The organism is Streptomyces sp. B21-105, from assembly GCF_036898465.1.
Lineage (GTDB): Bacteria > Actinomycetota > Actinomycetes > Streptomycetales > Streptomycetaceae > Streptomyces.
The window spans coordinates 2,899,602-2,912,850 of sequence record NZ_JARUMJ010000001.1; the positions used below are offsets into that span (position 1 = coordinate 2,899,602).

9 protein-coding genes and 2 pseudogenes are annotated in these 13,249 nt (G+C 69.7%); 6 read left to right on the forward strand and 5 right to left on the reverse strand.

Translation table 11 applies throughout. The features are described from left to right. Nucleotides 1-2: 2 nt before the first annotated feature. On the forward strand, nucleotides 3-2,213 hold the full coding sequence (locus QA802_RS13060) for a bifunctional serine/threonine-protein kinase/ABC transporter substrate-binding protein (RefSeq protein WP_334534578.1): 2,211 nt from the start codon (nucleotides 3-5) through the stop codon (nucleotides 2,211-2,213). Between the two features lie 60 nt (nucleotides 2,214-2,273). Here QA802_RS13060 and QA802_RS13065 read toward each other — a convergent pair whose 3' ends face one another. Together QA802_RS13065 and QA802_RS13070 are read right to left on the reverse strand one after the other, a co-directional pair. After that, nucleotides 2,274-3,746: an APC family permease gene (locus tag QA802_RS13065; protein ID WP_334521527.1), complete on the reverse strand. Its 1,473-nt coding sequence runs from the start codon at nucleotides 3,744-3,746 to the stop codon at nucleotides 2,274-2,276. A gap of 47 nt (nucleotides 3,747-3,793) precedes the next feature. Next, nucleotides 3,794-4,540 (reverse strand): FadR/GntR family transcriptional regulator, encoded by a 747-nt coding sequence (locus QA802_RS13070; RefSeq protein WP_443042100.1) that lies wholly within the window; start codon nucleotides 4,538-4,540, stop codon nucleotides 3,794-3,796. Between the two features lie 197 nt (nucleotides 4,541-4,737). Between QA802_RS13070 and QA802_RS13075 the strand changes: the two genes are divergently transcribed. Continuing rightward, nucleotides 4,738-6,213: an amino acid permease gene (locus QA802_RS13075; protein WP_334521530.1), complete on the forward strand. Its 1,476-nt coding sequence runs from the start codon at nucleotides 4,738-4,740 to the stop codon at nucleotides 6,211-6,213. A gap of 253 nt (nucleotides 6,214-6,466) precedes the next feature. Then, nucleotides 6,467-6,778 (forward strand): hypothetical protein, encoded by a 312-nt coding sequence (locus tag QA802_RS13080; protein WP_334521533.1) that lies wholly within the window; start codon nucleotides 6,467-6,469, stop codon nucleotides 6,776-6,778. 148 nt (nucleotides 6,779-6,926) lie between these two features. Here QA802_RS13080 and QA802_RS13085 read toward each other — a convergent pair whose 3' ends face one another. Together QA802_RS13085 and QA802_RS13090 are read right to left on the reverse strand one after the other, a co-directional pair. Continuing rightward, nucleotides 6,927-7,772: a hypothetical protein gene (locus QA802_RS13085; protein WP_334521536.1), complete on the reverse strand. Its 846-nt coding sequence runs from the start codon at nucleotides 7,770-7,772 to the stop codon at nucleotides 6,927-6,929. A gap of 368 nt (nucleotides 7,773-8,140) precedes the next feature. Then, nucleotides 8,141-8,644 (reverse strand): hypothetical protein, encoded by a 504-nt coding sequence (locus tag QA802_RS13090; RefSeq protein WP_334521539.1) that lies wholly within the window; start codon nucleotides 8,642-8,644, stop codon nucleotides 8,141-8,143. A 697-nt stretch (nucleotides 8,645-9,341) separates the two neighbouring features. Between QA802_RS13090 and QA802_RS13095 the strand changes: the two genes are divergently transcribed. The 3 genes and pseudogenes from QA802_RS13095 to QA802_RS13105 all read left to right on the forward strand — a co-directional run. Continuing rightward, the gene (locus QA802_RS13095; RefSeq protein ID WP_050398445.1) at nucleotides 9,342-10,055 is read left to right on the forward strand and encodes an antitoxin VbhA family protein; all 714 of its coding nucleotides are present in this window, start codon (nucleotides 9,342-9,344) and stop codon (nucleotides 10,053-10,055) included. Beyond that, nucleotides 10,052-10,621, forward strand: coding sequence for a Fic/DOC family protein (locus QA802_RS13100; RefSeq protein ID WP_046913985.1), 570 nt, complete (start codon nucleotides 10,052-10,054; stop codon nucleotides 10,619-10,621). The genes QA802_RS13095 and QA802_RS13100 overlap by 4 nt, the downstream gene beginning before the upstream one ends. A 139-nt stretch (nucleotides 10,622-10,760) precedes the next feature. Continuing rightward, nucleotides 10,761-10,880, forward strand: a pseudogene (locus tag QA802_RS13105) (ATP-binding protein); the annotation flags it as partial. A gap of 1,097 nt (nucleotides 10,881-11,977) precedes the next feature. On the opposite strand, the pseudogene QA802_RS13110 reads toward QA802_RS13105, so the two are convergent. Then, a pseudogene (locus tag QA802_RS13110) lies at nucleotides 11,978-13,229 on the reverse strand (IS701 family transposase). Between the last annotated feature and the right edge of the window lie 20 nt (nucleotides 13,230-13,249).

Here is a 13,249-nt window from a genome sequence, read left to right on the forward strand (position 1 = left end):
TGATGGAGCCGCTGCGCACCGGCGACCCGTCCCGGCTCGGCCGCTACCGACTGCTGCGGCGGCTGGGCGCCGGCGGCATGGGCGTCGTCTTCCTGGCCCGCGCGCCCGGCGGGGCGATCGCCGCGGTCAAGACGGTGCGTGCCGCGTACGCGGAGGAACCGGGATTCCGGGCCCGGTTCCGCCGCGAGGCGCAGGCCGCCCGGCAGGTGCACAGCCCCTGGGTGGTGCCGCTGCTGGATGCCGACGCCGACGCGGAGACGCCGTGGCTGGCGACCTCGTACGTGCCGGGCCCGTCGCTCTCCGAGACGGTGGAGGTCTTCGGACCGCTGTCCGTCACCTCCGTGCGGGTGCTGGGGATCCGGCTCGCCGAAGCCCTCGAAGCGGTCCACGCGGCGGGGCTCGTACACCGTGACGTGAAGCCGGGCAACGTGCTGCTGGCCCCGGACGGGCCGCGGCTCATCGACTTCGGCATCGCCCGCGCCCCGGAGGCCACGGCGCTCACCTCCAGCGGCGTCATCGTCGGCTCACCCGGCTTCCTCTCACCCGAGCAGGCACGGGCGCGCGGCGGGGAGATCGGCCCGCCCAGCGACGTGTTCTCGCTGGCGTGCGTGCTCGCTTTCGCCGCGACCGGGGTACGGCCCTTCGGCGACGGCGGGGCTGCGGGCGTGCTGCTGCGCACGGTCTACGAGGAGCCGGACCCGGCCGCGTTCCCGGACGCCCTGGCGCCCCTGCTGACATCCTGCCTGCACAAGGACCCGGCCGCCCGCCCCGACCTCGCCCGCCTGCGAGCGGAACTCGAGGTGGGCGTCGACGCCGGCCCGGGCGGAAAGGCTGGGTGGCTGCCCGAGCCGGTCGCCCGCCTGATCAGCGACCGGTCCGCCGCCGTGCTCGCCCTCGACGCCGTCGAGCCGACCCAGGTGTCCGCGCCGGCGAGCACGGTGTCCCCGGACGCCGCGACGATGACAGCCGTCCGGGCCGCACCGTCCGTCGCACCCGGCATCCGCCGTCGCAGTTTCCTGCGCCTCGGATCGACGGCCGGGGTCCTGGCGGCCGGTGGCGGCGGAGCCTGGTGGTGGAGCACCCGCAGCGGTACGCCGACGCCGGCGACGTCCGGGGCGAGCGCGCGCCCCGAACTGGTCGTCGCGTTCCAGGGCGACCTGACCGGCCCCGCGAAGGACAGCGGGAACGCCCAGCTGGGCGGCGCCCGGCTGGCCGTCGAGCAGGTCAACGCCCAGAGCGTCCGTCCCCTTCGCCTGAAGCTGGTCCCGTACGACGACGGCGGCGACCCGGCCCGGGCCGCGAGCCTGGCCGGGCGGCTGGTGAAGGACGCCGGCGTCCTCGCGGTGCTGGGGCCCACCGGCGACGCGTGCTTCCTGAGCACCGAGGCGGCGTACACCAAGGCGACGATGCCCGTGGTCACCGTCTCGGTGGACGTCGGTCTCACCGGCAGGTCGTTCGGCTACGACCAGTTCCGCTCCCACGCGGCGCTGCACGTCGAGAGGACGCTCCTCGCCGCCCCCTGCGTCCGCTACCTCAGCAACCACGTCGACGCCCGCAAGGTGTTCCTGGTGGACGACCGCGCACAGGGCGACACCGCCTGGGAGCTGTGCGACCTGGCGCGGCGGGCACTACGAAAAGCGGGCCGGGAGGCCATGCTGACGAGCGTCCCCGCCGGGAGACTCGACTACACGGCGCTGGCCGCGTCGGTGCTGTCCGCGGGCGCGGACGCGGTCGTGTGCACGGGCGACGCGGCCCGGACCGCGGGACTGGCGTCCGCCTTGACAGCGGCCGGGTTCACCGGCGCCCGCATGGCGACGGAACAGGCCTTCGGCCCCGGATTCCTCACCGCCGCAGGGGCCGCCGCGACCGGCTGGGTCTTCGCGACCTCGTTCACCGACCCCGCCGTCCGCCCGTCCGCCCGCGCCTTCGCCGCCGCCTACCGCACCCGGTTCGGCGCCGCCCCCGGCTGGTACGCGGCCGAGGCCTACGACGCCGTGATGTTCCTGGCGGCGGTCTGCGCGCAGGACGGCACGGCTCTGAGAGAGCGCGGCGCGATCGCCCACCGGCTGCCCGAGGTCACGCACACCGGGATCACCCGCACCGTCAAGTACAGCCAGGGGAACGGCTACAACAACGACGCGATGTTCCTCTACGAGGTCACCGACGGAGCGTTCCACTACCTCGGCCAGTACAAGGAGGCGGCGGTGTCGTGAACGGGGGGTGCCCTCACCCCCCCACCGGCCCGGACGAAGGGGCGGCCGTCGACGCGTCGCTCACTCCGCGTCGGCGACGACCGAGCCCACCCGTTCGGCAAGGCCCGGATCGCGTCGGACCAGGAGCGTCGCGTAGCAGACGGCCGCGACGAGGGTGCCCAGAGCCGCGTACGGGAACCAGCTGTACGGGGCGGGCTGTCCCGGCTTGGCGAGGTAGTACAGCGGGACCAGTACGGCCAGGGCGCCGGCCGCGGGCAGCACCACGTGCCGCACGATCCGGAACTCCTGCGGACGGTACCTGCGGTAGTACAGCGGCAGCGCGATGTTGGACGCGAGGTAGACCAGCAGGATCAGGATGGCGCCCAGGCTCGACGACTCGGCGAAGAACACCACCGGGTTCATCTGACCGCCGTCCGCTCCGAGCACATGCCCCAGACCCCAGCCGACGATGATCAGCAGCGCGGTCGCGGCGAAGGTGACGATCGCGTTGTTCGGCGTACGGCGCGTGGGGTGCACATAGCCGAAGAAGGACGGGAGCAGCCCCTCGCGTCCGGCGTTGAAGACCAGCCTGGCCTGGGAGTTGATGCCCGCGATCAGCACGCCGAGCGTGGAGGTCAGGCCGCCGACGTAGGCGAGGAGGGCGAGCGCCCCCAGCGTGTGCTGGGCGACGTCGATGAAGGGGATCCGGGAGTCTCCGAGCCGCTGCACGTCGTAGCCGAAGCCGGTGACCGTGGCGTAGGAGAAGAGGATGTAGCTCACCGTCATGATCGCGACGGAGGAGAACACGGCGCGGCCGACGTTGCGCCGCGGGTTCTCCGTCTCCTCGGCCAGCGCCGCCGAGTTCTCCCAGCCGATGAACAGGTACACCGCCAGCGGGAAACCCGCCGCGAGACCCCTGACGCCGTGGGTGAGGTGGGAGGGCAGGAACGGAGCGACGGAGAGGTCGCCCCGGTGCTCGAAGAGTGCCGCGACCGAGACCACGACCAGCACGAGCATCTCGACGCCGAAGAAGTATCCGGCCCACTTGGTGGACACCACGATCCCGCGCAGCATCAGCACCACCGCCAGCCCGGTCAGCAGCACCGTCCAGATGATCCACGGCAGGTCGACGCCGGTGTAGTGGTGCAGGGTGATCTGCATGAACCCGCCGGAGATCGCGATGACGGAGGCCATCGCGATGATGTAGCCGACTCCGGCGAGCAGCGCCGTGGTCACCGCGCTGACCGGCCCGAAGGTCTTGCCGACGAAGGTGGTGAAGCTGCCCGCCGAGGGGTGCGCCCGGGAGAACTCGGCCAGCGTGTTGCCGAACAGTGCGACCGCCGCGCCCGCCGCCATGATGGTCAGCGGGGAGGCCACGCCCGCCGTGGTGGCGAGGAAGGCGAAGCCGAAGAAGAAGCTCATGGCCGGGCCGACGTTGGCCATCGTGGCCGCGGCGATGTCCGCCATGCCGAGGACGCCGCCGCGCAGGCGCTGGGGCGTGCCGTCGGCGCGGCGCGACGCCTTCGGCGATCCGGCGGATCCGGACTCGGTCATGACGGCAACTCCCTTCCGAGAGGTCGGTTCGGTTCGGCTCTGCGGGTTCAGTTCGGTTCGGCGCTGCGGGACGGGTTCGGTTCGGCTCCGAGAGGTCGGTCCGGTTCGGCGTGCCGGTGTGCCTTCACCGCTCGCACCGCCGGGTCCATCGCGCCGCGGCCGAGTTCGTCGAGCAGGTCCAGGTGGCAGCGGTTGCGAGCCCGTACGACCGCGGGGTCCGGCGCGGGCCCCAGCAGGCACTGCTTGCCGAGCAGGTCGGCGGCGAACTCCCTGATCCCGGCGCCGCCGAGGGCCTCCGCGAGGTCGAGGTGGAAGCGGGTCTCCAGTTCGAGCAGCCGGGCCGGGTCGTCGGTCAGGTCCATCTCCTCGACCAGCGCCCGCAGCCCGTCGAGCCGGCCGTCGGGCAGCTCGCCCGCGGTGTGCGCGACGAGCCCGCACTCGAGCAGCAGATGGAAGGAGTCCAGGGCGGCCGCCTCGTCGGCGTCGTACATCACGGCGACGACCGCGTCCCAGTCGGCGGCGACGAAGGTCCCGCCTGCCCGGCCCCGACGGCGGTCGAGCAGGCCGTCCTGGCACATGACCTCCAGCGCGCGTCGCACGGTGATCTCACTGATCCCGAGCTCCTCGGCGAGGACCCCCGCGTCCGGCAGCCGGTCCCCCGGCAAGACGGACCGCAGCCGCACCCGCAGGGCGATCCGGGACCGGACGAGTTCCGCTCCTGTGGGGCCCCGGCCGGCCAGGACGCGTGTGTCCCAGCCGCTGTAGGGGCCGAACTTGCCCGGTGCATTCACCACGGCGCCACCTTAACGGCCTGGCGAGCGGGGTCACGGTGTGGTCCACAGAGGCTCCCGGAAGAGACGGTTCCGCGCTGCACGAAAAATAGAGCAAGGTGAACAGTTAAACAAGTCTTGTTTTTTTCGATCGTACTGAACTAATTTCCAGACGCTCCTGGTCCGTCCTCCCTGTCCGTCCTCCCTCCATGGATGTCGAGATGACCACAACCGTCCCCAAAACCCCTTCCGCCGAGCCCGGCGAGCCCGGTGGCTCCGGTGGCTCCGGTGGCTCCGGCGGCCTCCAGGCCGGACTCAAGAACCGCCACCTGTCGATGATCGCGATCGGCGGTGTCATCGGCGCCGGGCTGTTCGTCGGCTCCGGCTCCGGCATCGCCGCCGCCGGCCCCGGCATCCTCGTCTCGTACGCGCTCGTCGGCGTCCTCGTCGTCCTCGTGATGCGCATGCTCGGCGAGATGGCCGCGGCCAACCCCACCTCGGGTTCGTTCTCCGCCTACGCGGACCGCGCGCTGGGCCGCTGGGCGGGCTTCACCATCGGCTGGCTGTACTGGTTCTTCTGGGTCGTGGTGCTCGCCGTCGAGGCGACGGCGGGGGCGAAGATCCTGGCCGGCTGGGTCCCCGCGGTGCCGCAGTGGGGCTGGGCCCTGATCGTCATGATCGTCCTGACCGCCACCAACCTGGTCTCGGTCGGCTCCTACGGCGAGTTCGAGTTCTGGTTCGCCGGCATCAAGGTCGTCGCCATCGCCGCGTTCATCGTGCTCGGCGGACTGGCGATCTTCGGACTGCTGCCCGGCTCCGACCACCCTGCGAGCGGCTTCTCCAACCTCACCGCGCACGGCGGCTTCCTCCCCAACGGCCCCGGCGCGATCCTCACCGGCGTCCTGATGGTCGTCTTCTCCTTCATGGGCAGCGAGATCGTCACCCTGGCCGCGGGCGAGACCGCCGACCCGCGGGCCGCCGTCACCAAGGCCACCAACAGCGTGATCTGGCGGATCGCGGTGTTCTACCTGGGCTCCATCCTCATCGTGGTGTCGCTGCTGCGCTGGGACGACCCGGCGATCCTGAAGGACGGCTCGTACGTCGCCGCCCTCAGCTCCATCGGCATCCCGCACGCCGCCCAGATCATGAACACCATCGTGCTGACGTCGGTGCTGTCCTGCCTCAACTCGGGCCTGTACACCGCCTCGCGCATGGCCTTCTCGCTCGGTCGCCGAAGCGACGCCCCGGCCGCCTTCGGACAGACCACGGGCCGCGGTGTGCCGCGCGCAGCCATCCTGGCCTCAGTCGTCTTCGGGTTCGTCGCCGTCGCCTTCAACTACCTCTGGCCCGACACGGTCTTCCAGTTCCTGCTCAACGCCTCCGGCGCGATCGCCCTGTTCGTCTGGCTGGTGATCTGCTTCTCCCAGCTGCGGATGCGCAAGATCATCGAGCGGGAGTCACCGGAGAAACTGGTCGTCCGGATGTGGCTCTACCCCTACCTGACCTGGGCGACCATCGCCCTGATCACCTTCGTCCTCGGCTACATGCTCACCGACACGGCCGACGGCGGCGGCCGCGACCAGGTGGTCCTGTCCACGGCGGTGGCGGCGGCCGTGGTGCTCTTCGCGGTGGTGCGCGGCCGCCTGTCGGCAAGGACCAGGGCACGGGAATCCGCCGACACGGTTCCCCTGTCCTGACACACCGGACACCGAACCCGGACACCAGACACCAGACACCAGACACCGGGACTCGTCCCCTCTGGTTCAGGCCCTCGCCGGACTGCCGTCCTGCCGGGGCCTGCTCCGTTGGTGGTCAGCGGTCGCCCTCGAGACGGCATCATGGACTTGCCGCGCGGTACAACTGCGGAGCGTACTGGCAGACCGACGACGCCCAGGCCTACCGGCGCGGGTTCGCGAACGATCTGAACGACGCAAGGAACGCACTGCACCGATGACCACCCCTTCCCCCGCGGACGACGACCGCGGCTGCCTCCGTCTGGTCCTCGCCGTCCCCCTCACCCTGCTCACCCTCATCGCCGCGTACTTCTGCTGGACCGCGCTGACCATCACGCCGTCCGGCCCCTGGGACGACGACGCGTACGCCGGAATCGTCCTGGCCTGCGTCCTCACCATCGCGGCAGGCGGAACCGCGGCGGCCCTGTGGCTGTCGCCGTCGGCGCGCAGAGCCCTGCCGTGGTGGTGGCTACTCCCGGCCTTGCTGCTGAGCACGGTCGCGGGGGCACGGTGGGTCGTGGGCGGTTAGGGTGCGTTCGCCCGGCCATCGGCTGCGCGTTGGTGATCCATGGTCGTGAACGCCGCGGATCTGCCCAGGCAGGTCTTGGACCCGCAGCGTCCATGCGCCTCCGCCACGGGAACCAACAAAAGAAGCCACGTCCAAAGAGCGGCGACGTTCAGGCAGCCGGTGGTGTCAGCGGTGCCACTGCGGGTCCGCTGCCGTGTTCGGGTGACAAGGAATTGCCTACGACCGGTGAGATCACACGGCCGGCCCTCAGAGCTTCGGCCAGGAGATCATTGGAGTCCCAGTACAGCCACATCCCATGAGCGAAAAGCAATATGGGAACAATGACGAGGAGCCCCCACCACGCGCTGTGCGGCAGCAACACGCTCGTGAGCAGCACCATGGGAGGGCCGATGGACACACGGAACTCGGCTTCGGCTCTGATGCGGTCGAACTCTCCGAACAGCTCCTGATCGGTTCCGATGAGCCGTGCGGGGACCAGCGGGAGATCGTCGATCAGCGGTAAGAGCGTCACGCGCGGATCGAGGTCATGGTGGATCAATGTCCTGGTCAGAGTGTCCAACCCCCTGGCGGTGGGGATGCGTTTGGGGCGCGGGGGAAGGAGCACGTGAGAACCGTCGTCCCGATGCGTACCGCGCCGTGTCGCCCAGTAGGCGTGCGACCAAGGCCACACGTAGCGCGCCACTCGTCTGCCTCTTCCGTCCGGCGGGTCGAATGCCACCGCCGGCACAAGCAGCGGTGCCAGCAAGCCGATTGCCAGAGCGACGCCGGCGGTGCTGATTGCACCAAGGAGGTACGCGGCGAAGGCGAGCGCCGCGAACACTGCTGGTTTTCCGGCCCAGTCGGCAGCGTCGTAGAGATCCGCCAAGACGCCGGAAGCGGAGTCGGGCTTCGGCAGTTCTCTGCCGATGGCCAGCCACAGAGCCATCAGCCAAAGGCTTCCCGCCGCCAGCGGGGCTCGAAGGTTGCGCATGCCAGGCAGCAGGCTGGTCAGCATGGCTGCATTAAAGCGGTTCGAAGGCACCCCGCTCCAGACCGGCGACGCCTCTCCATCCATGTCCGCGCAGACGGTCGTTCCTGACGGCGCGGAACGAACCAGGGGGTCGACCAGGTGACAGCAGAGACTGAGCTGTACCGCGATTCGTGCAGTCCCTGATGCCGGGGGTCACCGTGCTGGCGAAGGAGAACCACCCACGCCATGGCAGCGCTTGAGATCGTGACCAACGGCAAGGACAACGCGGCCTACTGAGAGTCGATGATCGCCATGAACGGCGTCACCGGGTCCGCGCGGTACGTGCCCTGAGAGTGAAGGACCTCTGTGACAGTCGAACACACCTTGCGGTCGCCACCCGTGCGCGGCGGCCCTCAAACTTCGTCTTCGCACCGCCCGAGGACACTCCAGCGGCATGGCAAGCGAGCCTGGAGACGTTCAGGGATGCGCTGGAGCGGGCTTTCCCCGATGCCTTCCTGGAGACGAACACCTCCGGCCTGCGCGATGTGCCTGTCCTGGACTTCGAGATCGAGGTGGCGCCGGAGGTCTTCGTCACGGGTACGGCTGCCATGCCGACTCTGGACTACGCCCACGTCAGCATCAGCGAAACCGTCTCGGTTCGGCCCCTGGTTCTTCAGGCTCGTGGGAGGTGTCTTGATGACCGGCTGGCTGTTCCTCGGCTTCATCGGCCTTGCCTTGACGTTCGGAGAGTGAACCATCGCCAAGCCCGCCCACGCCGCGTCCGACACAAGCCAGCCGACCGCCCACAATGCGGACACCTCCCAGCATCCCGGCTGGCGCTGCTGCACCTGCGCACGCAGGCCGCAGGGAAGCCGTGGCTGCATGCGGGTGCAGGTCAGGTGGCTGAAGGCCGGCACAGCAGTTCCTGGTCGACGCGGGGCGCGGGCGGAGCGTGCTGTACCGCCGGCCGGCACACACGGCAGCGCGCCCCGGCCCGGCGGCAATGATTTCGAGGCAAAGCCGCAGGTGGCGGCAGACGAGTCGGGCTGTACGCCTACTTTGGGTCAACCTTGGCGACGACCACACCCCGACCCGCCTGACCAGGTACTTTACGTAAGGCGGAGGGCCCGGTGCGGCCGCTGGGACTTCTCGGGGACATTCGGCCGAGAGGCTCCAGGCGTGAGGGAGGCGTACGTGCGCCCGAAGGACGTGGAGCCCTCGCCCATTGCTGGCCCTACTCGAATTCGCTCCGTCCACAGGTCTCGGCAGGACCAGGATCGCGGCGGCCGGAGCGAGCTCCAACTGTTGGTGGTACACACCCTGGGCTCAGTGTCCGTGACCACTCCGACGCTGCCGGCGGAGCGAGCCGTCAGTCAGTACGGAGTCGGGATGCCGCCTCGCCCAAATCAATCCGAACCAGGCCATTGAGCGGACGTGCGAGGCCGGGGCGAAGACCCTGGACCCGTACCCGGGCGCGGACAGTCCATGGCACTGCTGCCCTCCGGTGCCGCAAGGGGCAGCGCCGCCGCTCCAAGCGTTACACATATTGCACTTGGTTCACTTGTTTCATATGGTTGAGGGTGATAACAGCCACTCGAAGCTGAGGACGCACCTATGCCCGCGACCCACCAGGAACAGAAACCGGCCAAGCAGAAGAAGCACCCCACCGACGACAGTACGACGACCCTCAGCCACCAGATCGAGACCTCCCGCACTCGGAAGAAGGTGCGCAAGCGCCCCACCGAGAACCCGCCCGCACTGCGTGGGACCCAGGCGCAGCGGACGCGTAAGGAGCAGCGCAAACGCAGCGTCGAGGAGGCCGTGCCATGCCTGCGTGACGCCCTCACCAGTAGTGCCGAGACGTTCCACATCACCGTCGCCGAAGCGGGCAAGGCCACCATCGAGGTGCCACGTGAGGCCCTGGCGGTCCTCATGGAGACCATGGCGCTCATTACGTCCGGCCGCGCGGTCGAGGTAATCCCCAAGAGCATGGAGCTGTCCACTATCCAGGCAGCGAAGACCCTCGGCGTCTCCCGGCCGCACCTGGTCAAGCTGCTCGACAAGGGCGTGATCGACTTCCGCATGGTCGGCACCCACCGCCGCGTGGACGTCGCATCCCTAGAGGGCTACCGACGACGCGAACAGAACGAGCAAGCCCAACGTCGCCGAGCGGCGGTCGCCTCCGCCATCGGCTCCACCGAGGCCGAGGGGCTGCGCGTCAGCGCAGACACCGCCGCCGGCCTCGACGCCTACGCCCGCGGAGAACTCGACGCCGCAGCCTTGCGCGCCCGCACCCTCGCCCGCTACACCCGTAAGGCCGCTGAGTGACCGACCCCTACAGCGAGCCCAACGGCGTCCTCCGAAACAGTCTCGGCATCACCGACGCAACCGAGCTCTCCGAGGCCGAAGCGGACATCGCCGCCGTGGAACTCGCCATCCTGGACGCCGAGCCGCTGCCTGGCAGCTACGACCTCGCGCACCTGCAAGCGTTCCACCGGCAGATCTTCGGCAGCGTGTACCCGTGGGCCGGGGAGCTGAGAACCATTGAGATCTCCAAGGGCACATCGTTCTGCCCGTCGATCCACATCGTCTCCTTCGCAAAGGACGTGTTCCGCAAGCTCGCCGACAACAACCACCTGCGAAGCTCGGACCACCGGGAGTTCATCCGAGCCCTGGCCGACCTGTACGGCGATGTGAACGCCATCCACCCCTTCCGGGAAGGCAACGGCCGCACCCAGCGCGCCTTCCTCGCCCAACTCGCCCGCGAAGCCGGATACACCATCTCCTGGCAGGACATGGACCAAGAGGAGAACATCGCGGCATCGGTGGCCAGCTTCAACGCGAACAACGACCTATTGGAGAAGATGCTCGACGCCCTGGTACGTCCCGTCTGACCGGCGTCCGCCGACGGCGCCATCACCGAGATCGGTCTGCCGGTCACGGCCTCTCAGCTCAGTCATCGAAAGCGACGAGCCCATACAAGATCGTCCCAGGTTCCTTCCCGGACGGGTCTGCACGGTGGCCGGCGGCGAACTGGCCACGGCGATCCACGACCGCCTCCTGCACCACTGCGAGGTCGTCCCGATCAACGGCAACAGCTACCGGCTCAAGAACCGCCTCCAGGTCATCGAGCGGGACACCGACGTGGCCTGAACAGTGGCGCACATGACTTCGTACTCGGTGGCGCACTCAGACGAGTACGCGGACACCGTTCCCGGGGGCGGCTCGCCGACCGAGCTGAACGCGATGGTCGACCGCTGGGACGAGGAGGACGACGCCCGCCGGATCCGCTACCGGCCGTTGGTTGCGCGTTCAAATCCGGCCCGAGCCGACCCCGCCTCCGACATGCACGGGCGCCCGGCCCCGACTGCTTCTCGAACGTCTGGCGGGGCCACGTCGGGCCGGAGAGGCGTGGGCGGCTCGGAGTGGGAAAGCCACCGGGCGGGGTCGGATCTCGCCGACACCTCCCGCAGTCCGGGGCAGCCACCGCGGTCCAAACTCGCCGACAGAGTGGCGTCGACCACCATCTGCAGCGCCAGGTGAGTACGTCCTGGTTGGCGCGTGGGCAAGTATTGCTCTCGTGCTTGGCGCGTGCCGCGCCGACGATGTGTACGCCTCGGCCTTCCTGCCGGGGTCCCCGAGCCTGCGGCGCTTGGTGATGAACACCGGCGGTGCCTCCCCCCGCACACCGTCAGTGGCGCACGCAACGGGGTGGGCGGGGGCGGACCGCGGCTGTGCGCAGCCGCGGTCCGCCCCCGCAGTCGCTCAAGGGAGACACGACGTGCGACGACTTATCCGCCTCAGCCTGGCCACAGGCGCGGTCACCGCACTCACGGGCGGCCTGCTCGCGATCGCCGAAACGGGGTCGGCTGTGGTGCCGACATCGAGCCTGACCGCACCCGAACCCGCGCGGGCCCTCGCCGAGACCCCAGCCCCGCCGACCCCGGCCCCAACCCCAGCCCCGCCGACCCCGACACCGGCCGGGGCCGACGCTGCGGCCAAGTACTACAGCCGGAGATCTTGGGGGTCGGTGATCGGTGGGGTCGGCTGGTGGTGTGCCCAGGCTCGTAGACGGTGAGGGAGCGGGTCGCCGCGGCGGCGGTAGTGGCTGACGAGAGCTCGGGTCTGGTGGAGGCGGCGCCAGTACTCGCAGGCCAGGACGGTTTCGACGGGGTGGCGGGGGTTGAGGTGGGTGGCGGCGAGGCAGTGCCGGATGGTGTGAGCAGAGGGCCGCAGGAGTGGTCCGGGAGTCAGCCGGTGGCCTCGCTCCCGGCCGTGACCGGGGCTTTTCCCGGGGCGGACGGCTCCGGAGTGCCATCGCAGGCGGCTTCGGCTTCGGGGAATGCTGCGCGTTGAACGGCGAGGAAGGCGGTGGCCAGCATGCATGCGGTGACGTGCCGGTGCCAGGGGGTCCACTTGCGGACCTGGTACTGGGCGAAACCGACGAGCTGCTTGTTGAGCTCGTTGTCCTCTTCGATCTGCCAGCGGCGGCCAGCCCGGACGATGATCTCCGAGATGGTCGTGGTGGCGGGGGGGGTGAACGAGGAAGTAGGCGATCTCGCGGTGGAGCTGTCCGTCCTTGCCGCGCCGGTTGGGGTGCGGGGATCTGCGCAGGACCATCCAGTGGCTTAAGCCTTCGGCGGGTGTCTCGTCCTTGACCTCGACGGCGAACGCGGTCCAGTCGTAGAGGCGTTCGCCTTTCGCGCCGAACCCGCAGGAACGGCGTTCCCACTGGTCACGAACCTTGACGTAGTGCAGGAGGTCGTCGGCGCGTTTCACGGCCGGCTGGCGGGGCTTGCCCGGCGGGCCGTCCAGAGGGAGGTCGACGGGGACGCCCAGGACGTAGGGCAGGGCGCGTTCGTGGCAGAAGGCCCGCAGCTGTGGATCACGGCCGTAGCCGGCATCGGCCAGCACCCAGGCGAAGGGGACCGCGGCGGCCAACGCGTCGGTCAGCATGGCGATGGCCAACTCGGGCTTGGTGGCGAAGGCGACGTCGTCGGGGACTCCGGCCTCACGGCATCGTTCCCGGTCAGAAGTCCACTCCTCGGGCAGGTAGAGGCGACGGTCGAGGAAAGCGTGCCCGCCGCCGGCCGCGTAGGTGAGCATGACCATGGTCTGGCAGTTGCGCACGTCCCCGGTCAGTCCGCAGTGCTGGAAGGCCACCCCGACCGATTTGGTGCCCTTCTTCTGGGCCTGGGTGTCATCGATCACCAACAACGCGTCCGCGTCGCCGAGATGCTCCACGACGTAGCCGCGCACCGTGTCCCGCAACAGGTCCGCGTCCGACACCGATCCGTTCAACAACCACTGCATCCGGTCCGCCGTCGCATGCCCCGCCCGCTCGGACAACGTCCAGCCGTTCTTCCTCGGCAACTCCGCCAGCAGGCCCTCGACGAACTGCGCGAACACCACCCTCGGCTCCGGCCGGTTGAACAGGTGCCCCAACGAGCCGGTCAGGGCCGACAGTTCATCACGCCACTCGGCTATCAGCTCAGCCGTCACATCCCGCATCATGCCCGGTC

Excerpts from the sequence above, each read along its gene's own strand:
- QA802_RS13060 (WP_334534578.1), top strand. The coding sequence starts at position 3 with ATGGAGCCGCTGCGCACCGGCGACCCGTCCCGGCTCGGCCGCTACCGA.
- QA802_RS13065 (WP_334521527.1), bottom strand. The coding sequence starts at position 3,746 with ATGACCGAGTCCGGATCCGCCGGATCGCCGAAGGCGTCGCGCCGCGCC.
- QA802_RS13075 (WP_334521530.1), top strand. The coding sequence starts at position 4,738 with ATGACCACAACCGTCCCCAAAACCCCTTCCGCCGAGCCCGGCGAGCCC.
- QA802_RS13080 (WP_334521533.1), top strand. The coding sequence starts at position 6,467 with ATGACCACCCCTTCCCCCGCGGACGACGACCGCGGCTGCCTCCGTCTG.
- QA802_RS13085 (WP_334521536.1), bottom strand. The coding sequence starts at position 7,772 with ATGCTGACCAGCCTGCTGCCTGGCATGCGCAACCTTCGAGCCCCGCTG.
- QA802_RS13095 (WP_050398445.1), top strand. The coding sequence starts at position 9,342 with ATGCCCGCGACCCACCAGGAACAGAAACCGGCCAAGCAGAAGAAGCAC.